11 protein-coding genes are annotated in these 22,482 nt (G+C 66.9%); 1 reads left to right on the top strand and 10 read right to left on the bottom strand.

Translation table 11 applies throughout. The features are described from left to right. Position 1: 1 nt before the first annotated feature. The 3 genes from IE92_RS0103740 to IE92_RS18710 form a co-directional block, all read right to left on the bottom strand. On the bottom strand, positions 2–3,097 hold the full coding sequence (locus IE92_RS0103740) for a vWA domain-containing protein (protein WP_156027383.1): 3,096 nt from the start codon (positions 3,095–3,097) through the stop codon (positions 2–4). 273 nt (positions 3,098–3,370) lie between these two features. Further along, complete coding sequence (locus IE92_RS0103735; RefSeq protein ID WP_030143532.1) at positions 3,371–6,031, bottom strand: LuxR C-terminal-related transcriptional regulator; 2,661 nt, start codon at positions 6,029–6,031, stop codon at positions 3,371–3,373. Beyond that, positions 6,028–8,679: a LuxR C-terminal-related transcriptional regulator gene (locus IE92_RS18710; protein WP_030143531.1), complete on the bottom strand. Its 2,652-nt coding sequence runs from the start codon at positions 8,677–8,679 to the stop codon at positions 6,028–6,030. Before IE92_RS18710 ends, IE92_RS0103735 begins: the two co-directional genes overlap by 4 nt. A gap of 253 nt (positions 8,680–8,932) precedes the next feature. Here IE92_RS18710 and IE92_RS0103725 point away from each other — a divergent pair, with 253 nt between their 5' ends. Continuing rightward, complete coding sequence (locus IE92_RS0103725) at positions 8,933–10,294, top strand: anaerobic C4-dicarboxylate transporter (protein WP_030143530.1); 1,362 nt, start codon at positions 8,933–8,935, stop codon at positions 10,292–10,294. A gap of 76 nt (positions 10,295–10,370) precedes the next feature. Here IE92_RS0103725 and IE92_RS0103720 read toward each other — a convergent pair whose 3' ends face one another. The 7 genes from IE92_RS0103720 to trpB all read right to left on the bottom strand — a co-directional run bounded on the left by IE92_RS0103720 (position 10,371) and on the right by trpB (position 22,477). Further along, positions 10,371–11,480 carry an N-formylglutamate amidohydrolase gene (locus IE92_RS0103720; RefSeq protein ID WP_030143529.1) on the bottom strand — a complete coding sequence of 370 codons (1,110 nt, stop codon included), beginning with the start codon at positions 11,478–11,480 and terminating at the stop codon, positions 10,371–10,373. 125 nt (positions 11,481–11,605) lie between these two features. Beyond that, positions 11,606–13,048, bottom strand: coding sequence for a pyruvate kinase (gene pyk / locus IE92_RS0103715; RefSeq protein ID WP_030143528.1), 1,443 nt, complete (start codon positions 13,046–13,048; stop codon positions 11,606–11,608). A gap of 47 nt (positions 13,049–13,095) precedes the next feature. After that, positions 13,096–14,553: a glutamate synthase subunit beta gene (locus IE92_RS0103710; RefSeq protein WP_030143527.1), complete on the bottom strand. Its 1,458-nt coding sequence runs from the start codon at positions 14,551–14,553 to the stop codon at positions 13,096–13,098. Then, a complete protein-coding gene (gene gltB / locus IE92_RS0103705; RefSeq protein ID WP_030143526.1) occupies positions 14,546–19,348 on the bottom strand; it encodes a glutamate synthase large subunit in 4,803 nt (1,600 codons plus the stop codon). Before gltB ends, IE92_RS0103710 begins: the two co-directional genes overlap by 8 nt. A gap of 115 nt (positions 19,349–19,463) precedes the next feature. Then, positions 19,464–20,441: a prolipoprotein diacylglyceryl transferase gene (gene lgt / locus IE92_RS0103700; RefSeq protein WP_030143525.1), complete on the bottom strand. Its 978-nt coding sequence runs from the start codon at positions 20,439–20,441 to the stop codon at positions 19,464–19,466. Positions 20,442–20,477: 36 nt separating this feature from the next. Beyond that, on the bottom strand, positions 20,478–21,266 hold the full coding sequence (trpA, locus tag IE92_RS0103695) for a tryptophan synthase subunit alpha (protein WP_030143524.1): 789 nt from the start codon (positions 21,264–21,266) through the stop codon (positions 20,478–20,480). Beyond that, entirely contained in the window at positions 21,263–22,477 is a 1,215-nt protein-coding gene (gene trpB / locus IE92_RS0103690) for a tryptophan synthase subunit beta (protein WP_030143523.1), read from the bottom strand. The genes trpA and trpB overlap by 4 nt, the downstream gene beginning before the upstream one ends. Positions 22,478–22,482 lie beyond the last annotated feature (5 nt).

The raw sequence follows: 22,482 nt of genomic DNA, 5'->3' as shown, positions 1-22,482 counted from the left end.
ACTACGGGGTGAGGGATCCTCGTGCCCAGCACGTCATGGACGCGCCGGCCGCGAGGAATCGGGTGCCATCGTCGCGAGTGTTCGCGGCGGGGCAGTTCACGGCGTTCGCCGCAAGCTTGTTATCGAGGACCGAGATGTTCTCGATCGGCAGGGCGCCGGTGTTGCTGACGCGGTAGGTCCACTGGACCTCGCTCCCCGAGGGCCGCGGGATCGAGGTGTCGATCACCGGGGACCCGATCGGTCCGGTGCCGGGGATGATCTCGGAGAGTTCCCATCCGGTCTTGACGATCGTCAGTCTGGGCACCGCGGCGTTGGTGAATTCGCAGTGCAGCGAGGTGTTTGCCGCGACCCTGATGGTGGCGTTCTCGGGGGTGAAGGTCCGGGTGCCGTCATCGCAGATCAGCGAGGCCCGGACAAATCCGTTCACCAGTCCGATCTCGGAGAGTGTGTACTCGCGGTCCGGGGCAATCGTGACGGGAATCGCGGCGGACCGTGCGGATCCGGTCGTGTGGAAGCCCCGTATCGGGCCGTCACTGGGCTTGGTGAGGGCCGAGAGCGTCCAGTTTCCCGGGACGGCGTGGGTGTCCGTTCCATTCAGCACAACCTTGGACAGGGTCAGGGTCGCGGCCTCATTGATCACCGTGCAGCGCAGCTTATCGCCCCATCCGACGGTGATCGAGCCGTTGCGCCCGTCGGCGATTCCGGTGAATCCGGAACCCGAATCGCGCTCACAAACCCAGGAGCCTACGGCACCGGGGACCAGGGTGGTTCCCGCGGCCACAACCGGGCGGTATTCGCTGGGTCCACCGCTCTCGGAGAGCACCACGGTGCCCGGGTTGACGGCGACGCTGACTCCGCTGATACCGGTACCACCGGGGGTGGCCTTCAGGGTGAAGTCGGAGGGCTGAGCGGTTCCGCCGCGCACCACCTTGTTCAGCTGGAGCGTGCTGGTGCACTCAAACCGGTTGGTGAGCTGGAAGGCGTTGTCGCCAACCACGAGCACGCGGGTTTCCACACCATCAACACCCAGCAGACGGCAGCCCGAGGGAATCTGGGTGGGGGCGGGCTCGGCCAGGGTCACGCTCTGTCCGGCGGTGAATCCGGTCTGCTTGGTTCCGAAGTCGGTGCGGGCGGCCGCGCCGTTCAGCGTGTAGGACGCCGCCCCGAAGGGCTGACTACCGTGCGCGAAGGTCTGTCCGTTGACGATCCACTTCTTGGTGACCGTCACCGTCGCGGTGACCTCCTTATTCACGATCTGGCAGCTGATCGAGGTGTTGGCGATCGCATCGACGGTGAAGCCCGTGTCACCCACGTTGGTCACCGTGACGGCGGCCTTGGTGTCGGCGCGGGTACACACCGCGTTCTTGCCACCCTGCTGCTCCAGGACGTATCCGGGCTGCTGGGTCTCGGCGATGGTGATGGCGCGCGGGGTGCCGATCGGCAGGTTGTTGACCTTGAACGAGGCCACGCCGGTGGCACCGGTCACCGCGGAGGCGGGGGCGACGGAACTGGCCGCGGCGTTGGTCACGCTCATTGTCCAGCCCGAGGCCGGCGAGCCGGCCGGGTTGGTGGCGGTTTTCACGGTCTTGCCCACGTTGATGGTGCCATCACACTGGGCGCCGGCCAGGGCCTTCAACTGTGCGTTCAGGGCGGTGTAATCGGCAACCTTCAGGAAGTCGGTACCCTCGCGGGTCCCACTGATCGACTTGAGGTTCTCGATGTTGGCCTCGGTGAAGGCCGAACCGATGCCCAGTGCCATGACGGTGGTGCCCTTGGCCTTGAGCGCGTTGGCGCTGAATACGGCGGCCTCGATGTCGGCCACGGTGGTGTTGTTACCCACACCATTCACCGCTCCACCGGCGCTCAGCCGGTAGGTCGGGGCGCCGTCGGTCAGGACCAGCACCAGGTCGAGCGCCTCGGAACTCGCGGTGATCGCGCGCAGTCCCGCATCCCAGTTGGTGCCCGAATCGCTGGGCACGGTGAGTCCGTTGGCCTTGGTGCGGATCGGTGCGGCGGACTGGGTGGTGGCGAGGCTCACCATCGCCGAGTTGGTGTTGGAGGACCCGGCGGCCGGAGAGTTGGTCCCGAACGTCCAGATGCCCAGGCGGGTCGGGGTGCCGGTCAGGGCATCCACGAATCCGGTGGTGGCGGTGCGCAGGGCGGCCTGCGAGCCGCTCAGCGAGGAAGACAGGTCAACCAGCAGGCCGATGTTCAGCCCACACTTGGGGGCCAGCGCCGGGTTTGCCTGGGAAGTTTGGAAGATCCCCGTGCTGTTCAGCGCCGCGCTGGAGGAGGTGGATCCCCCGGTTGGGTATTTGGTGATACGTCCCTGACTGAAATCGCCCGTGGAGGTCTGGAAAGCATAGGGGGTGGTGATGGCGGTGTTCTGGGTGCCGGTACGGGTCATCGTGATCGAGTACACACCGGCCGGCGTGCTCTGCAGGCTCACCCAGGGTGCGCTGCCAAACCAGGGAAAGGAAAAGGTCGAGGGCACCAGGAAGGCACAGTTTCCATCGGCATCGGAGGTGCAGGTAGCCCAGGGGGCGTAGAGGGTGTTGGAGGGGCCCCCGTTATCGCTCACCAGTCGCAGCACCACACCCTGTTGCGGGCCCACGCTACCGTCGGCGCCGCGGGTGCCACCAACCTGCACGTTGATCACGGCCTTGCTGCCGGGAGGCACCACCGTCGGCGCGGCCATCGGGGTCACAAGGCCCGCATCCGCGAGAAGAGCGTCTCCGGCAAGCGGTGCTCGGTCCAACTCTGCGGTTCCCTTGGTGCCGGTTTCGGCTGCGGCCTCGGGCGCGGTGGTACCCGCAGCCTCGGACTCCGAAGACGCCGCGGGGGCGGTTGGCTCGGCGGAGTTTGTCGGCTCGGCGGCCGGCTCATCGGTCCCGACTCGGGGGGCGGGGGCCTGCGCCGGGGCGTCATCCACCGCGCGAATGTTCTCATTGGCGGTGACCGCGAGTGCCGCCTCGGAGGGGGAAGCCTCGGGGCTTGCCGCGCCGCTGGCCGCGTAGGCGCTCAGTGAGGCACCACCCACGATCAGCGCGAGCGCCACCGTGGCGGCCGTCGCAATCCTGAAATTCCTGTTCTTCACCGAACGTTCCTTTTGACTCATGTGTGCAAGGGGGCGCACAACTAGGAACAATCTAGAAAGCGATAATTTGTAGTGCTATGCGTATCGCTACGTGTTTTGTTCAGGGAGACCTCAGAAAACTACGTAGGTGAGCCGCAAACCTACGCATTAACGGCGCAAAAACTACGTGCCCCGCCCGCGTAGACCCCCATTAGAGGCGCCTGTCCTACGCAAAAAGACCGGCGTGCACCCAGATGGGTGCACGCCGGTCAATGTCGTGGGAACGTGCGGTGCCTATGCCGTGTCGCCGATGAAGCCCAGGTTTGCGTCGAGTAGGCGTTCGCGCGAGCCCAGCCCCAGTTTGAGCAGAACCCGCTGTACGTGGCCCTCAATGGTGCGGTCCGAGAGCGAGAGCGCCCGGGCGATCTCCCGACTGGTGAGGCCCCGCGCGACGAGGCGCGCCACCTCGCGCTCGCGATCGGAGAGCACGGTGGCCTCCCGCATGGCGTTGAGCATCGGATCCAACGCCCGGGCACTCGGGGACAGCAGGGCAAGAGCGTCCAGAGCCCGTCGATGCAGCGCGCGTTCGGGACCCACGCGCAGGGCCAGGAACGCGCTGGTCAGGGCGCGGGCGGCGATGTAGTGCTGGGAACACTCGATCGCGATCTCCGCGGCATCCACAAAGTCGCAGGCGAGTCCGGTGCGCAGCGCCTGGGCCAGCGCACGGGCGGCTCGACCCATACGATCGGTGACGCCCTCGGTGATCTCCGTCATCTCACCCAGGCACTCGCGGTCCCCCAGATCCATCAGAAGGAGGAGGATCTGCACGCGGGCGGGATAGTGCCCCTGCTCCCCGGCTTCTCGGGCAAGAGCGCGCAGCTCATCAAGCCCGAGACTCGGGTCCACCAGATACCGCGCATAGGCCGCGTATGCACGCGTGAGGGTGTCGGTGAGGGGCGTTCCCCGGTATTCAATGGTGCCGTACTCGGCCAGGTAGGTGGCGGCTAACTCCAGATCCTGACAGACCACCGCGGTAAACGCGGCGGTGGCCAGGACCAGCGGGCGTAGGTGCTCGGGGTCACTCTCACGGGCCAGGACTACCGCCGCCTGGGAGTGTCGCGCCCCGGCCTCAAAGTCACCCTCCTGCATATTTTGCACCGCACGCAGCAGTTCGACGACGACTCCCTGCCGAACCATCCAGGCGTTTTGCTCCTCGGCCAGGCGTTCCAGGAGTCGATCCTGCCGCTCCCAGTCGGCGTACGAGCACTGCACCAGCGCGATGCGGGTAAAGAGGAAGCCCCCGTAGTTGGCCAACTCCGCCGTGTGCATGACCAGTTCGAGTGCGGATTCCAGTTGTTCTAGCGACCGCTCGAAGTCGCCGGTTACCGCCAGTATCTCCCCGGTGAGGCCTCCGATCAGCACGGTTTCCGAGCTGATTGTTCCCGATTGCTGCAGGAGCGGTTCCACCGCGGCACGGGCGGCGCGATAGTCGCCGCTGATCATCAGGAAGGCGGGGGTCCGCATCGCCCAGGCGTGCTGAGCGAGCATCCCGTGATAGTTGGTGCCCTCGGCCATCGTGATCCATCGATCCAGAATGACCTCGATGCGATCAAAGCCCTGTCCGGTGGTGACATAGATCTGTGCCAGCAGTGTCGCGATACGCTGAATATCGTTCAACGAGCCGGGACCGATGAAAATCTCATCGATGATCTGCAGCGCCGCCGCGGATTCCCCCAGGTAGAAGTGTGCGCGGGCGCGCTGTACCTGCATGGCCGTGGAGCGCGGGATCTCGCGATCCAGGGCAACCGCGCGTAACGCCAGCTCGGGCCGACCGACACGATTGGCCAGCGTGGCCAAAACGCCGAGGGACTGGGTGTCCACCACGCCACCACACTCGATTGTCCACTCGACATAGCGCAGGGTCGACTCGGGGAGCCGCGGCAACGGCAACCGGGAGAACACCCGCTGCCAGAGCGCGCGACTGGCCGAGGGCGACAGGGATTCGCGCAGCACCACGGCAATCAGGTTGGTGGGAATGCGCAGCAGCTCCTCCCCCGACTCATCCAGCCCGTTCCGCTCGATGGGCACCAGCAGTTCGGCCGCCCGTAACGCGCGCACGGCGTCACCCCCGAAGATTTCGCCCAGGAGATTGGCGGGGATCGCGAAGGCCAGGGCCACCGCGCTCAGTGCGTCGGTTTCCTCGGGGCCGAGCTGGGCAAGCATGCCGCGCAGTTGCCAGACACTCGCCGACCCCAGCCGCGGTTCATCCACCAAACGCCAGACGCCCTCGGTGGAGACCAGCGCTCCGGTGCGCACGCTCTCGCGCAGCCCACCCTCAAGAATCTGCGGTGCGGCCCCACCCATTCGGACAAAGCGGTCGGCCACCGCCCACGGGACGATGCCCCCGAGTCGGCCGTGCGCAAACGCGATGACGCCGTCGGTGCTGAGCGAGGTCATCGAGAACTCGACCAGCTGCCCCTCAAGCAGCAGCGCCCGCAGATCGCGCGGGATTCGGGCGGCACCCGGCGCCAGGATCATCAGGTGAACCCAGGCTTCGATCGAAATCTGGGCAAGCAGACCGGCGCTGGCGGAATCCAACAGCTCAACCTGCTCCACGATAATGACAAACGGCGCACCCTGTCGGCGCCGCTCGATCTCGCCGCGGAATCCCGAGAGCGCGGTGAGGGCGTCGGGGTCGGGAGTATCCAGGATCGGTCCGAGGAAGGGGGCCAGCGCCCCATAGGCCACATCGGACAGGCTGCGGTTTCCGACCACCCGCATGGTTCTTTCGATCCCCGCGGCGACACAGGTTTCCCGCGCCAGGTCCGGGAGGCCGATGGCGCCGGGGGCAACCAGGCACACCCCGGCGCTCGCGGGCTCGCGCAGCACACTCACCGCGCGATCACGAATAATCACCGCATCGCGAACCTCGGCACCCTCCGTCACATTGATCATCCGGCACGACCTCGCAGCTGGGTCACCGCGGCGAGGGGCTGAGTGGCAGACCCGGGATCGATCGAGGTAACCCCGCGGCCCTCGACCGGGTAGGCGGCGAGCAATTCGGTGCGCGAACGCACCCCCAGACGACGGTACAGCCGCTGAACGTGCCCCTCGGCGGTGCGCGGGGAGATCCCCAGGATCGCGGCGATCTCCCGATTACGCAGACCATCCCGCAGCGCCGCAAACACGTGCCGCTCCCGCTCGGACAGCCCCTCGGGCTCGTTCTCGGGCACGGTGGTTTCGGATGCCGCCCCCACGGCCTCACCCGCACCGACATACACAAACGCACCCAGCCCGAGCATGCCGCTCAGCCGATTTCCCGCCCGCACGGCACCCGAGACATCGGGCCGGTCCAGGCCGATTTCAAACGCCGCACAGGCGCGCGAGAGCGGACCCGAGCTGTGGCGCAGCGCCCGAGAAATAACGGTGCGGGCACGCCGAACACTCTCGGTGGCTGAGGCCAAGGTGCCCGGATCGGCACCCAGCAGGAGGCGAATCAGCCCGGCGGCGGGGAACACCTCATAGCCGAACTCGGCGCGCAGATGGTGGGCATCGGCCTGGGCCACGAGGGTGAGGATCGCCGCGGGCAGGTCAAGCCCCTCCGCATGGGCGCGGGTCATGATCGTCTCCCCCAAAAACACCAGCGGACGCGGCACACCCTGGAGATCAAATTCGATATCTGTGGGGGGCAGGGCGGTGGGATCGGCCAACAGTGGTTCCATCGCGCGCCCGAGTTCGGCCCCCTCCGCGGGATCTAACTGAGCAAAGAGTGCGCGGGCTGTCCGCATCGGACGCTCGGCCCGTTCGGTTCGTCCCTGCAGGAGCGCGAGGAACCCATCCACCAGCTCCCCCACCGCCGCATAGGTGCTGCCGGCCTGCGGAAAACGCTCGCGCAGCACGGCGGCCAGGTGACGGCACTCGTCCCATTCCCCGCGCACCTGCAGCACCCGCCACATGGCCATCACCGATGTGTCGCGCAGCTCAAACCAGTCCAGGTTGAGTGTGTCCGGGAAGACTCGACGCGCAAGCGCGATCCCCTCATTCTGGAGACCCTGCACGCACAGCGCCTCGGCCACCAGCATCAAACACACGTTGGTCATGGCCGGCGTCAGCAGAGAAAATCGCTTTTCCTCGGCGATTTCGCGCACCCGCTGCCAACGACCGCGATGGGAGGCGATCAGCATGTCGCAGTAGACCACGAGCGAGAGGGCCACCGCGTCGGTGGAGGCATGCTCACGCTGCCACCGGGTAAACGCCTCCAACAGCTGTTCGGATTGCGCAACCTGGGCCCGATCCTCCAGCGTATTCAGGATGTGCAGCGCGCGGGCCTGTGCGGCCTCGGCGCTCACCGTCGCGACCAGCGCCGCGCGACCGGCGAACTCCTCGGAGGCCTGGATGTTTCCCCGCTGGCGCGCGTTGCCCGCCCGGATCAGGAAGGTCTCCGCGGTGTCGGGACCCAGCTGGTCCAGCAGCAGATCACTCAGGTCGGGGCGCTGGTCGCCGGTGGCGGTAAACGCCGCCGCGTACAGTTCATCCCGCGTCACCCGCACGCCACCGCGGGTGGCACGCAGGATCGCGGCCGGGTGGAGGGTATCCTCCAGGGCGCGGACGCGCTGCCCATACTGCCGCCACAGATCCCGCACCAGATCGGGACTGAGCGAGCGCAGGAAGGACGCGTTCACGGTGCTTGAGGCCAGGCGGTAGCGGGGCGGCTCCCCCTCGATAATGATTAGCCCGGCGCGTTCAAGCTGCTCCAGATTGGCATGGGCCGCAATATCCATCAGCCCGGCGATGCTCAGCCGCTCAAACACCGCCAGCGCGTTGATCGCAAATCGTTCGTGTTCCCCCAGGAGCTCGTAGACCCCGAGAAAGGCGGTGTCCGTACGCGAACCGGATTCGCCCAGTGCCGCATCGCCGCTGAGTGACCATACGCCATCACGAAACTGCAGTCCCTCCACCGCCAGGGCCTGCTCCACCAGCACCCGCAGGCGCACCGGGTTACCGGCGGCCGCCCGGGTCAGGCGTTCGGCAATCGGATAGGGCACGGTCCCCGGGAGCGCCCCCTCGAGAATCCTGTGCACGGTGCGGATGGACAGCGGACTAATCTCGACCGGCTCCACCATGCCGCCGGCGATCACCCCCATCAGGGATGCCTGGGTTTCCACCGGCCCACAGGTGATCAGTGCCGAGAACTCGCCCGCCCCTAGCAGGGTGGATAGCACGGCGGCGCTGGCCGAATCGAGCAGCTCAAAGTTCTGGATGTACAGCAGGACCGGTCGGTCGAGTGAAATCTGACGCAGCCGCTCGTCCAGGCGACGCAGCACGCTCACCGGGGTATCGGCCGGACTCACGGTCCCCGACACCAGGTGTGCGATGGCCAGGTAGGGACTGTCGCTGCCGAAGGAGACCCCGCGGATCCGCAGAACCGAGTAGGGTTCGCCAAGCTCGGCGATGACCAGGCTGGAGATGGCAGTCTTGCCGCAGCCGGTGGGCCCCAGCAGGGCGAGGGCGCGGGGGTGGGAGGGGTCGCTAAATGAGGTCAGGACTTCGGCCGCCTGGGGGGTCCAGTCGAATTGCAGCCGAGGCGGGGAAAGAGTTCGCATCGGGATCCTTCGGGTGTGCCACGCCCCTCGAGTCATGGGTGTGAGGGGTGCGGCGTTCGGGTGCCCACGTCCGTAATTCTCGATCGGGTAGTCGAAAAAACGAAGGCTGCCTCTCACAGTAGCGCGCGGGACAGGCGTGGCACACGTCCCCGTTCTGGGTTGATTGTTTTACCCAATTTGTGTCCGCGCGTCGCTAGGCTGAGCGCAGATTCTGCCGCGCGTGCGCGCGGGAGCCGGGAGAGGACGCAGCACTATGGAAGCCGTCACATTCATCTTGGAACTGCTGGTGGTACTGGGTGCCATCATCATGGGAACCCGCTCCAGTGGCGTGGGTCTGGGGCTCTGGGGCGGCACCGGTGTGGCGATCCTGGTCTTCGTGTTCCGGGAACCGGTGGGCTCTCCCCCGGTGGATGCCCTGCTTATCGTGCTCTCGGTGGTGCTGGCCTCCTCGATGATGCAGGCGGCCGGTGGCATCGACTGGATGGTCGGGGTCGCCGCCAAACTCATCTCGCGCAGCCCCAAGCAGATCACCCTGGTGGCACCGCTGGTGTCCTTCCTCTTCTCGGCGGGGGCGGGAACCTCGAATATTCTCTATCCGCTGCTCCCGGTGATCCAGGACCTCTCCTATAAAAACAACATTCGCCCCTCGCGCCCGCTCTCGCTCTCGGTGGTGGCCACCGGCGTCGCGCTGGCCTGTAGCCCGGTATCGGCGGCCATGGCCGCGATGGTCACCCTGACCGACGCGCCCGCCTACGGCTACGAGCTGATCGATATCGTGAAGGTCACCTTCCCGGCGGCCGTGGTAGGCATCGTGCTGGCCTCGTTTGTGGTGTCGCGGCTGGGCAAGGACATCGCCGACGATCCGGAGATTCAGGCGCGGATCGCCGCCGGGAAGTTCGAGGCACCCAAGCAGGATGGCCCGCTCTCCCATGCCGACGTCGCCCCCACCGCCAAGGGACGCAACGCGGCCCTGATCTTCCTGGGTGGTGTGCTGGTGATCGTGATCTTCGGCCTGTTCAAGGATCTGCGTCCGCTGGTCCCCGGCCTGATCGACGGTGCCCCGGGCCAGGTCCCGCTGGCGATGACCCCGATCATCGAGATCGTCATGTTTGTGGTGGGTACCCTGATCCTGCTGGTCGCGCGCCCCAAGGTGGCCGAGATCCCCACGATGACCGTGTTCAAGGCCGGTATGGTGTCGGCGATCGCGCTGTTTGGTCTGGCCTGGCTGACCGACACCTTCCTCGGCGCACACCAGCAGGTCATCGCGGACACCGTGGGTGGCTGGGTGGGTAACTGGCCCTGGATCTTCGCGCTGGGCATCTTCCTGGTCTGTGTGCTGACCACCAGCCAGTCCACGGCGACCCGAACGGTGGTGCCCATCGGCTTGGCCGCGGGTATCCCGCTGGGCCTGCTCTCGGGCATGTGGGCCGGTGCGTTTGCCGGTATCTACCTACTGCCCACCAACGGCTCGCAGATCGCCGCCGCCAACTTCGACTACACCGGCTCGACCAAGCTCGGCACCAAGCTCGTGGACCACTCGTTCTTTGTGCCCACCCTGGTGCTGGCGGGCTTCACGATCATCGCCGGTGCGGGCTTCGGATTGCTCTGGGGCTAGTCGGCCCGCGGCAGCCTCGCACGAAGGGTTCCCGCCACACATTTCGGATGTGGCGGGCACCCTGTGTGTACGGAGCCTAGGCGTCGCGGTAGCGGTCCCAGGCGTCGCGGCAGGCGTGTGCCACGGCGTCAACGTGTTCCGGGTCCTCGGTGACCCAGCCGGTGCCCGGCTCATGCAGTACCCGAACCGCCGCGTCACCGAGCAGGAACTCGCGCAGGAACTCCGCCTGGACCGCATCCAGGTGCACGCCGGCCTGTGCCGCATCGGTCTCGCGGGCGAAGCGCTCCCCCGCGGCGATGATTTCCTGGCTGCCCAGGTAGGGCTGATTAAGGGCCACATCCTCGGCGCGCTCGACCGCGAAGGCCTCACGGTGGGCAGAAGCCAGCATCCGCAGGCGCACCGGGTTCATGGTGACCGGCCCGTCGGGACGCGGATTACCCGCGTGATCGCCGCGGTTGGACAGCGCCACCACCCGCGGCAGCCGGTCCGCCGGATCCCGCTCAACGTTGACGGCACCCTCGCGGGTAGTGGTGGTGTTCATCGTGTCGTGGAAACTCAGCCGGGTAAACCGCGCGTCTCCCCCGGCCGCCGCGCGCGCATAGGCGGCGGCGATGAAGCGCTCGGTCAGCTCGTCCCGGGTGCGTTCATACACACCGAGGCCCTGCTCGGCCACGGCCTCGAAGGTTGAGGTGAGCTCGGAGAGCTCCTCTTCGGTGGTGGGCACCCGCAGCAGCGGATAGAACGAGAAGGTGACCGGGCGAATCGCGTCCACCCCGGTCAGATCCGCCCGCTGATACGCGCCGGCCGTCCTCACCCGTCCGATCGCCTCGGCCAGCAGTGCCGCCGGGTCCTCGGGCTTTTTGCGGTTGGGATCGCGAATCAGGCGCGGATGCGGGTTTTCCACATAGACGATGCGGGGATCGATCTCGGCCCAGCGACGCACGATTGCCGAGGTCGCCACATCGGAAAAATCGTACTGGAGACGCCGGGTGAACTCGGGGGCCAAAAAGCGTGAAATCTCGGCGGGGATGGCCGCGCCCGAGTGTGGACAGCTCACCAGCACATCCGCCTCGGAAATGGCCTGTTCGAGGCTCCGGCTATCCCGGTCGGCCCAGAAGGTGATGTCCGCGGGCGAAAACACGGTGCCCGCGGGGATGAGAACGGGGGCGGCATCACTGGTGGTCATGACCGCACACTACCCACAAGCGCCCCGCAAAAATATCCCCTACACGGGGGCGGCGGGACGGGACCGAGGGGCGTTAAAAGCGGGACGGCCCCGGGAAACCCCCGGGGCCGTCACTGCTGGCGTTTCTACTTCTCGTACGCCGGAACAACCTGGTTGGCCGCGTCACCGATGCGGTGCACGCGCAGGTCGTTGGTCGAACCCGAGATTCCGGGGGGCGAACCGGAGATCACAACCACCTTGTCACCCTGCTCGGCGATTTCCTCGCCCAGCAGTGCGTCATCCACCTGGCCGAACATGGCGTCGGTGTGGGTTACGGTCTCGATCAGACGGCCCTCGACACCCCAGTTCAGCTGCATGCGACGCAGGGTCGACTCCAGCGGGGTGAAGCCGAGTACGGGGATCCGGCTGCGCAGACGCGAAGTCCGGCGAACCGAGTCACCGGTCTCGGTGAACACGCAGAGGAACTTGGCGTCCACAAACTCGCCCACCTCGGCGGCGGCGGCCGTGATGGCGCCACCCTGAGTGCGGGGCTTGCTGCCCAGGGCCGGGATACGCTCCAGGCCGTGCTCCTCGGTGGACTCCACGATGCGTGCCATGGTGGCCACGGTGATCACCGGGAAGGCACCCACGCTGGTCTCGCCCGAGAGCATAACCGCGTCGGCACCGTCGAGGACGGCGTTTGCCACGTCGGAGGTCTCGGCGCGGGTCGGACGCGGGCTCGAAATCATCGACTCCAGCATCTGAGTGGCGACGATAACCGGCTTGGCGGCACGACGGCACAGCTCGATGGCGCGCTTCTGCACGATCGGCACGGCCTCCAGCGGAAGCTCCACACCGAGGTCACCACGGGCAACCATGATGCCGTCGAAGGCCTCGATGATCTCCTCGAGGTTGTCCACTGCCTGCGGCTTCTCGATCTTGGCGATCACCGGAACGCGGCGACCCTCCTCGTCCATAATCTCGTGAACACGAACGATGTCCTTGGCGTCACGCACGAAGGACAGGGCGATGAAGTCGGTACCGAGGTTCAGGCCCCAGCGCAGGTCGGCCTCATCCTTTTCGCTCAGTGCGGGCACGTTCACGGCAACGCCGGGCAGGTTGATGCCCTTGTTGTTCGAGACCGGACCGGGCACGGTCACGACGGTGGTGACGACGTTGCCGTCCACGGCGGTGACCTCAAGGCCCACCTTGCCGTCATCGATCAGCAGCGGGTCGCCGACCTTCACGTCCGCGGGCAGGCCCTTGAACGTGGTGGAGGAGATGTCCTTGTTGCCGATGATGTCGTCGGTCGTGATCTTGAACACGTCGCCCTCGGCGAGGTCGTAGGGACCACCCTCGAACTTGCCCAGACGGATCTTGGGTCCCTGCAGGTCCACCAGAACGGCGGTGGGGTGACCAAGGTCCGCGGCGGCCTTGCGCACGTTGGTGTACACGGCCTCGTGGACCGAGTAGTCACCGTGGCTGAGGTTCATCCGAGCGACGTTGACGCCGGCCTCAAGGATCGCGCGGATGTTCTCATACGTGTTCGTGGCCGGACCAAGTGTCGCGACAATTTTTGCGCGTCTCATGGGTATAGAGCTCCAAACTTCTGCGGCAGTAGCCGCGGCTGGGGTGATTACAGCGAGAGCGCCCGCTCGTGAGCGTGCACCGGGGCTGGGAGAGAACTGGTGCCTTCCAGGTAGCGATCTACCGCCGCGGCAGCCGCACGACCCTCGGCAATCGCCCACACGATGAGCGACTGACCGCGGCCGGCATCACCGGCAACGAAGACCCCGGGCTGGTTGGTCCGGTAATCATTGTCTCGTTCCAGGTTACCCTGTGTGGCGATCGGAAGCCCGAGCTGGTCGCGTACCGTGTCGCCCTCTGTCCCGGTGAAGCCCAGGGCAAGGAATACCAGGTCCGCGGGGATTTCACGCTCGGTCCCGGCCTTGGGGACACGCCGCCCATCCACGAACTCCGTCTCGGCAACACGAATGCTGCACAGATTCCCATCTTCGTCCGACAGGAACTCGACGGTGGAGACCAGGTAGGCCCGCTCGCCACCCTCCTCATGCGCGCTCTGGAACTCAAACAGGGTCGGCATGGTCGGCCAGGGCTGAGCATCCGAGCGCTCGGTCCCCGGCTGCTTGCCGATCGCCAGCGTGGTCACCGAGGCGGCGCCCTGACGGTGCGCGGTTCCGATGCAGTCGGCACCGGTGTCGCCACCACCGAGGATGACCACGTGCTTGCCACGGGCGTCAATCAGGTTCTCGGGGGTCTCCCCCGCCACCGCGCGGTTGGCCGGCACCAGGTAGTCCATCGCGAAGTGCACACCCGACAGCTCACGACCCGGAATCGGCAGATCGCGCGGGATGGTGGCACCGGTGGCCACAACCACGGCGTCGAAGCGCTTGCGCAGCGCCTCCCAGGTCAGGTCCACCCCGATGTTCACGCCGGCACGGAACCGGGTTCCCTCGGCGCGCATCTGGTCCAGGCGGCGGTCGATGTCACCCTTTTCCATCTTGAAGTCCGGGATGCCGTAGCGCAGCAGCCCGCCGATGCGGTCCTCACGCTCGTACACGGCCACGGTGTGACCGGCGCGGGTCAGCTGCTGCGCGGCGGCCAGGCCCGCGGGGCCCGATCCCACCACGGCCACGGTCTTGCCGGTGATGCGCTCGGGCGGCTGGGGCTGAACCCAGTCGTTGTCCCAGGCGTCCTGGATGATCGAGGCTTCGACCTCCTTGATCGTCACCGCGGGCTGGTTGATCCCCAGCACGCAGGCGCTCTCGCAGGGGGCCGGGCACAGCTTGCCGGTGAACTCGGGGAAGTTGTTGGTCGCGTGCAGGCGCTCGATGGCCGCGTGACCCTCGCCCCGACGCACCAGGTCGTTCCACTCGGGGATGATGTTTCCCAGCGGGCAGCCCTGGTGGCAGAAGGGCACACCACAGTCCATGCAGCGTCCGGCCTGGCGGGCCACGGTCGCGCCATCACGCTTGTCGTAGACCTCCTTCCAGTCCATGATCCGCACCGACACCGGGCGGCGGGCAGCGGTCTCACGCTGCGTGGTCTCCATAAATCCGCGCGGGTTAGCCACGGGTCACCTCCAGGATGCGCTCCCAAACCACGTCGCCGTCCAGGTCAAGACCCTCGGTCTCGGCCTGGGCACGGGTGGCCTGTACCGCGGCGAAGTCGCGCGGTACGAGCTTAGAAAATTCGGTTGAGGCGGACTCGAAGTCCGCGAGGATCGCCTCGGCCACCGGCGAACCGGTCGCTTCGAAGTGACGGCCGAGCAGCTCGCGCAGGCGCTCCTGATCGGCGCGGTCCAGCGGGTGCACACCCAGCTCGCCGCTCTCGCGGGCGTCGGGGTTCACGGCCTCGGGGTTCAGACGGTAGATGTACGCGACACCACCGGACATACCCGCACCCACGTTGTGGCCGGTCGGTCCGAGGATCAGGGCCTCGCCGCCGGTCATGTACTCCAGTGCGTGGTCGCCCACGCCCTCGGCCACCGCGGTGGCCCCGGAGTTACGCACCAGGAAGCGCTCGCCCACGACACCGCGCAGGAAGATCTGGCCCGAGGTGGCGCCGTAACCGATCACGTTACCGGCGATCACCGACTCCTCGGCCTGATAGGTGGCCTCGCGCGGCGGACGCAGGGTGATCAAACCACCCGAGAGTCCCTTACCCACGTAGTCGTTGGCTTCACCCTCGAGGCGCAGCGCGATTCCGGCGGGCATGAACGCACCGAGGGACTGACCGGCGGTACCGTGCAGCGCAACCTCGATGGTGGACTCGGGCAGCCCGGCCTCGCCGTGACGCTTGGTCACCTCGTGGCCGAGCATCGTGCCCACGGCGCGGTCGGTGTTGTTGATCGGCAGATCAATCGCCACCGGCTCGCCGTTTTCCAGGGCCGCACGGGCGTGTGCGATCAGCTGGTTGTCGAAGTGCTCATCCAGCTCGTGGTCCTGGGTGCGGATGCCGCGCAGGGCCTGCTCGGTCTCGGGACGGTACAGCAGCGGGTCCAGGTCCAGTCCGCGGGCCTTCCAGTGGGCGGCGGCATCTCCGGCGTGGATCAGGTCCACCCGACCGATGGCCTCGTCCAGGGTGCGGAAGCCCAGGGCGGCGAGGTACTCGCGTACCTCCTCGGCGATGAACTCGAAGAAGTTCACCACAAACTCGGGCTTACCGGTGAAGCGCTCGCGCAGCACCGGGTTCTGGGTGGCCACACCCACCGGGCAGGTGTCCAGGTGGCACACGCGCATCATGATGCAGCCCGAAACCACCAGCGGGGCGGTCGCGAAACCGAACTCCTCGGCGCCCAGCAGGGCACCGATGATGACGTCGCGGCCGGTCTTCAGCTGACCATCTACCTGCACCACCACGCGGTCACGCATGTTGTTCAGGATCAGGGTCTGCTGGGTTTCGGCGAGGCCCAGCTCCCACGGGGTTCCCGCGTGCTTGAGCGAGTTCATCGGGGACGCACCGGTACCACCGTCGTGACCCGAAACCAGGATCACGTCGGACAGCGCCTTCGCCACACCCGCGGCCACCGCACCGATACCGGCCTGGCTGACCAGCTTGGTGTGAATGCGCGCGGCGGGGTTGGCCCGCTTGAGGTCGAAGATGAGCTGCTTGAGGTCCTCGATCGAGTAGATGTCGTGGTGCGGGGGCGGCGAGATGAGGCCGACACCGGGGGTCGCGTGACGGGTCCGGGCCACCCAGGGGTAGACCTTGGTCGGCGGCAGCTGACCACCCTCGCCGGGCTTGGCGCCCTGGGCGAGCTTGATCTGGATGTCGTCGGCGTGGGTCAGGTACATGCTGGTCACACCGAAGCGGCCCGAGGCTACCTGCTTGATCGAGGAGCGGCGCTCGGGGTCGAGCAGACGCTCGGTGTCCTCGCCACCCTCACCGGTGTTCGACTTGGCGCCGAGACGGTTCATGGCGATCGCCAGGGTCTCGTGGGCCTCCTTGGAAATCGAGCCGTAGCTCATCGCTCCGGTCGAGAAGCGCTTCACGATGTCGGCGACGGACTCGACCTCATCCAGCGGCACCGGGGTGCGGCCGTGGCCCTCGAGGCGGAACAGGCCGCGCAGGGTCATCAGCTTCTCGTTCTGCTCGTCCACCAGGGCGGTGTACTCACGGAAGATGTCGTAGCGACGCGAGCGGGTCGCGTGCTGCAGCTTGAAGACGGTCTCGGGGTTGAACAGGTGCGGGGCACCGTCGCGACGCCACTGGTACTCGCCGCCGGTGTTCAGGCGCTCGTGCACCCGCTCGGCGGAGTTGTCCGGGTAGGCGCTCTTGTGCCGCGACATGGTCTCGGCGGCCAGGACACCGAGGTCCACGCCACCCAGGGTGCTCACGGTGCCACCGAAGTAGCCGTCGATGAGTTCCTGGGACAGACCCACGGCCTCGAAGGCCTGGGCGCCGGCGTAGCTGGACACGGTCGAGATACCCATCTTCGACATGATCTTCAGCACACCCTTACCCAGGGCGTAGATCACGTTCTTGACGGCCTGCTCGGGGGTGATGCCGGTGATCACACCGGTGCGGGTCAGGTGCTCGCAGGTCTCCATCGCCAGGTACGGGTTCACCGCGGTGGCACCGTAGCCGATCAGCAGGGCCACGTGGTGCACCTCGCGCACGTCACCGGCCTCGACGATCAGGCCCACGCGCATGCGGTTCTCCCGCTCCACCAGGTGGTGGTGCACGGTCGAGAGCAGCAGCAGCGAGGGAATCGGGGCCAGGTCCTTGGTGGACTCGCGGTCGCTCAGCACCAGGAACTCGGCGCCGCGAGCCAGCGCGGTGTCCACCTCGGCGCGGATCTCGTCCAGACGATCGCGCAGCGCGTTCTCGCCGCGGTCGAAGCGGTAGAGACCACGAATGGTCACCGCGAGCTCGGCGGGCGCGCTGGAGAGGTCCTCGGGCTCGATGTGCTGGATCTTGGCCAGCTCATCGTTGTTGATCACCGGGAACTTCAGGATCACCCGGCGCGCGTGGGCGGGGGCGTCCTCAAGCAGGTTGTGCTCGGGTCCCAGACCGATCGAGAGCGAGGTGACCCGCTCCTCACGGATCGCGTCCAGCGGCGGGTTGGTCACCTGGGCGAAGCGCTGGGTGAAGTAGTCAAACACCAGGCGCGGGCGGTCGGACAGCACGGCGATCGGGGTGTCGGATCCCATCGCGCCGAGCGGCTCGGCACCGTTCTGACCCATCGGGGCCAGCAGGATGCGCACCTCCTCCTCGGTGTACCCGAAGGTCCGCTGACGGCGGGTGATCGAGGCGGCGGTGTGCACGATGTGCTCGCGCTCGGGCAGGTCCTCAAGGGTGATCTGCTCGGTCTCCAGCCACTTGGCCCAGGGCTCGGACTCGGCCAGGCCCTTCTTGACCTCGGTGTCCTCGATGATCCGGCCCTCGGCCGTGTCCACCACAAACATCTGGCCCGGACGCAGGCGTCCCTTGCGGGCCACGCGCTCGGGGGCGATCGGGAGGATGCCGATCTCGGAACCAAGGACAACCAGGCCATCGGTGGTCTCGAGCCAGCGGCCCGGACGCAGTCCGTTGCGGTCGAGGGTCGCACCCACCTGGGTGCCGTCGGTGAAGGTCAGCGCGGCGGGACCGTCCCAGGGCTCCATCTGGAGCGCCGAGAACTCGTAAAAGGCGCGCAGGTTGTCATCCAACCCGGCCTTCTTCTCCCAGGCCTCGGGCACCAGCATCGTCATCGCGTGGGTGATCGAGCGACCCGACAGGGTCAGCAGCTCAAACACCTCATCCAGCGAGGCCGAGTCACTGGCGCCGGGGGTGCAGATGGGCAGCAGCGGCGAGAGGTCGCCCAGCAGGTCGCTGGCCAGCTGAGACTGACGCGCGCGCATCCAGTTACGGTTGCCCTCCACGGTGTTAATCTCGCCGTTGTGGGCGAGCATACGCAGCGGCTGCGCGAGCGGCCACGACGGGAAGGTGTTGGTGGAGTACCGCGAGTGCACCAGCGCGAGCTTGGAGGCAAAACGGGCATCCGAAAGATCGGGGTAGAACGGCTCAAGCTGGAGCGTGGTGACCATGCCCTTGTAGACCAGGGTACGGCTCGACAGCGAGGCAAAGTAGGCACCGAGCTCATGCTCGGCGCGACGGCGCAGTCGGTAAGCCAGCCGATCCAGCAGGAGGGGATCCGGGCGGGCGGGACGCGCGGCGGTCGTGGGGACCGCGGGAGGAATGTCCTCGGAGCGCGCGGGAGTGGGGATCGAAGCGCTCGACGAGGGGGTGGCGATCGTGGGGATCGAGGAGGTAGCGGTGGAAACCGCGTCCAGGTTCGAGAAAAGCGTGGCGTGGGGTGTGATCACCTCCTCCGGGGCGCCGGGTTCGATCGGCGAGTGCTCGTGCAGCTGGGGCTCGGGAGCGTGGTGAGCGATCTCGGTTTCCACGCGCACAAACAGCTGCTCAAACGCGGGCATGGCCTCACGGGCGAGCGTGCCGAGGTGCTCGGGATCGGTGGGGACCTCACGCCAGCCCAGCACGGTGAGTTCTTCCTCGGCGGCGATCTGCTCAATCGCGGCCTTCTGCGCGGCGCGCTCGGCGGCGTCCTGGGGCAGGAAGGCCATACCGACGGCATACTCCCCCGCCTCGGGAAGCTCGAACGAGGTGACCTCGCGCAGGAAGGCATCGGGGACCTGGCTCAGCAGACCGGCGCCGTCACCGGTTCCGGCGTCCGAGCCGATCGCACCGCGGTGCTCGAGGTTACGCAGGGCCTGCAGGGCCAGCTCGATGATGTCGTGTCCGGCGGTACCGCGCAGGGTAGCGACCGCGGCCAGGCCACAGGCATCCTTTTCCTGAACCGGGTTGTAAAGCCCCTGCCGCGGCGGAACCGCGGAGAAGCTTTGATAGGGACTGTGTTGCGTCATGAATCCACCCTTACGGAGTGTTTAAGGGGATGGGACGCCATTGGCCCGGGGCAGGTCTAACCTGTCCCGGGCCAATGCGTTGTAACTGGGTATGTTCTGGCTGAACCCGAGCGGGTTAGGGGGTTGCGCCTTCCCGGCTTGTGGCCGGTTCAGCTACCGGCGCCGTTGCCGGAACCGAGGGGTCAGTGGTATCTACGTACTCCACATCGGTGTGTGAAGATCCTACTCCAGCCTGAGCGTCCTTATCGCCACGACCCGGCCGGTAGGCCGAGGGGATCAAACCGGTGTGGCGCTTGTTCTGCACGATGATCAGGACAATTCCCACCAGAATGGCGAGCAGGGCGGCCCAAACATTTACCCGAATTCCGAGGAAAATTTCGCTCGGGTCGATGCGGATCGACTCCCACACGGTGCGTCCGGCACCGTACCAGATGAGGTAGGCACCAAAGACCTTGCCCCAGCCCACGTTGATCTTGCGCGAGAGCCACAGCAGGAACAGCACGCCGAGCAGGTTCCAGATGACCTCGTAGAGGAAGGTCGGGTGGAACAGGGTACCGGCGGGCAGGCCCAGCGGCCAGGCGGCGTTGGTGCTGTCGATCTGCAGGCCCCAGGGCAGGTCGGTGGGGGTACCGAAGAGCTCCTGGTTGAAGTAGTTGCCGAAGCGGCCGAAGGCCTGCGCCAGCAGCAGACCCGGGGCCAGCGCGTCGGCGAAGACCCAGAACCGCAGTCCGGTCCACTTGCAGCCGAGCCAGGCACCCACGGCACCACCGAGCAGCGCACCGAAGATCGCGATGCCACCGCTGCGGATGTCGACAACCTCCCAGAGGTTCGCACCCGGGTAGAAGTAGTCGTTGGGGTGGGTCAGCACGTGGAAGATCCGCGCGCCGATGATGCCGATCGGCACGGTCAGCAGGATCATGTCCAGCACGACGCCGTTACCGGCACCCAGCTTGTTCAGGCGGTGGTTCACCAGGAACGCCGCGGCGACGATGCCCGCCATAATGCAGAGGGCATAGAAGTAGATGGTTATGGGCCCGATATTAAACGAGTTAATCTCGGGGCTGGGGATGCTCAGGGAAATCACCCGGGTCACGCCTTTCTTCAGATACGCCTGGCGGCGCGGATAATTCTACTTCGACTCGCTCTTACCGGTTGCCAGCTCGGCGGCCTTGGCCGCCACGGCGGGCACTCCACCCTCGGCGAGGGCGGAGACCAGCGCGGAACCGACGATGGCACCGTCGGCATAGCTGAGCACGTCGCGCACCTGGGCGGCGCTGGAAATTCCCAGTCCCACACAGGCGAAGTTGTCTCCGGCGGCGCGCAGGCGGGTGGTCAGTGCGCGGGCGGCACCATCCATCTCGCTGCGGGCGCCGGTGATTCCCATCGTGGATACCGTATACACGAATCCACGGCTGAGCTCCGACACGGTCTTCAGGCGCTCGTCACTCGAGGACGGCGCGGCCAGGAAGATGCGTTCCAGATCGGTCCGGTCCGAGGCCGAGAGCCAGTCGGCGGCCTCATCCGGGATCAGGTCCGGGGTAATCAGCCCGGCACCACCGGCGGCGACCAGGTCGTCGGCGAAGCGGTCGGGTCCGTACTGAATCACCGGGTTCCAGTAGGTCATCAGCAGGACCGGCACGTCCACGCGGGCACGGATCTGACGAACCGCCTCAAACACGTGGGCGAGCTTGAACCCGCCGGCCAGGGCCTGAACGGTGGCCGCCTGAATCGCAGCCCCATCCATGACCGGGTCCGAGTAGGGCACGCCGAGCTCGATGATGTCCACGCCGTTTTCGGCGATGGCCACCGCGGCGTCCACGCTGGTCTGGAAGTCGGGGAAGCCGACCGGAAGGTATCCGATCAGGGCCCCGGAACCGTCGCGGCGCAGTGCCGCAAGGGTGTCGTGTACCTGGGTCACAGCTGCGTGGCTCCCTCGTCGATCAGGTCGAAGTAGCGACCCGCGGTTTCCATATCCTTATCGCCGCGGCCCGACAGGCTCACCAGGATGGTGGCGTCCGGTCCAAGCTCGCGTCCGAGCTTCAGCGTGCCGGCCAGCGCGTGCGAGGACTCGATGGCGGGAATGATGCCCTCGGTGCGGCTCAGCAGGCGGAAGGCCTCCATCGCCTCGGCATCGGTGATCGGACGGTACTGTGCGCGGCCGAGGTCTGCGAGCCACGAGTGCTCGGGACCCACGCCCGGGTAGTCGAGGCCCGCCGAGATCGAGTGCGACTCGACGGTCTGGCCATCCTCGTCCTGCAGCAGGTAGGAGCGGGCACCGTGCAGCACGCCGGGGCGTCCCTTGGTGATCGTCGCCGCGTGACGCGGGGTGTCCACGCCCTCACCGGCTGCCTCGAAGCCGTACAGGGCAACATCGGCATCGTCGAGGAACGCGTGGAAGATTCCCATCGCGTTGGATCCTCCGCCGACACACGCGGTCACCGCGGTGGGCAGCGCGCCGGTCAGGTCGAGGACCTGCTGACGGGCCTCCTCGCCGATGACCTTCTGCAGATCACGAACCAGCGCGGGGAACGGGTGCGGTCCGGCCACGGTTCCGAAGATGTAGTTGGTGGTCTCGACGTTGGTGACCCAGTCACGCATCGCGTCGTTGATCGCGTCCTTAAGGGTGCGTGAACCGGTCTTGACCGGAATGACCTCGGCACCCAGCAGGCGCATGCGGGCCACGTTGAGCGCCTGGCGCTCGGTGTCCACCTCGCCCATGTAGATGACGCAGTCGAGCCCAAACAGCGCCGCGGCGGTGGCCGTGGCCACCCCGTGCTGCCCGGCACCGGTCTCGGCGATCACCCGGGTCTTGCCGATGCGCTTGGTGAGCAACACCTGACCCAGCGCGTTGTTGATCTTGTGGGAACCGGTGTGGTTCAGATCCTCGCGCTTGAGAATGATCCGGGCGCCACCGGCGTGCTCGGCAAAGCGGGGCACCTCGGTGATGATCGAGGGTCGACCCACGTAGTCCCGCAGCAGCGCGCGGAACTCGCCGAGGAAGGCCTCGTCATTCCGGGCGCTGTCCCACGCCTCGGTGAGTTCATCGAGGGCCGCGATCAGCGACTCGGGGGAATAACGACCACCGAAGGCACCGAAGTACGGTCCGGTTTCGGAACGAAGATCCGTCATAGGGA

The organism is Mycetocola saprophilus (genome assembly GCF_000718085.1).
Classification (GTDB): domain Bacteria; phylum Actinomycetota; class Actinomycetes; order Actinomycetales; family Microbacteriaceae; genus Mycetocola; species Mycetocola saprophilus.
This window is presented reverse-complemented; position numbering and strand designations above follow the sequence as displayed.

Excerpts from the sequence above, each read along its gene's own strand:
- pyk (WP_030143528.1), bottom strand. The coding sequence starts at position 13,048 with ATGAGACGCGCAAAAATTGTCGCGACACTTGGTCCGGCCACGAACACG.
- IE92_RS18710 (WP_030143531.1), bottom strand. The coding sequence starts at position 8,679 with ATGCGAACTCTTTCCCCGCCTCGGCTGCAATTCGACTGGACCCCCCAG.
- gltB (WP_030143526.1), bottom strand. The coding sequence starts at position 19,348 with ATGACGCAACACAGTCCCTATCAAAGCTTCTCCGCGGTTCCGCCGCGG.
- IE92_RS0103720 (WP_030143529.1), bottom strand. The coding sequence starts at position 11,480 with ATGACCACCAGTGATGCCGCCCCCGTTCTCATCCCCGCGGGCACCGTG.
- trpB (WP_030143523.1), bottom strand. The coding sequence starts at position 22,477 with ATGACGGATCTTCGTTCCGAAACCGGACCGTACTTCGGTGCCTTCGGT.
- IE92_RS0103725 (WP_030143530.1), top strand. The coding sequence starts at position 8,933 with ATGGAAGCCGTCACATTCATCTTGGAACTGCTGGTGGTACTGGGTGCC.
- IE92_RS0103735 (WP_030143532.1), bottom strand. The coding sequence starts at position 6,031 with ATGATCAATGTGACGGAGGGTGCCGAGGTTCGCGATGCGGTGATTATT.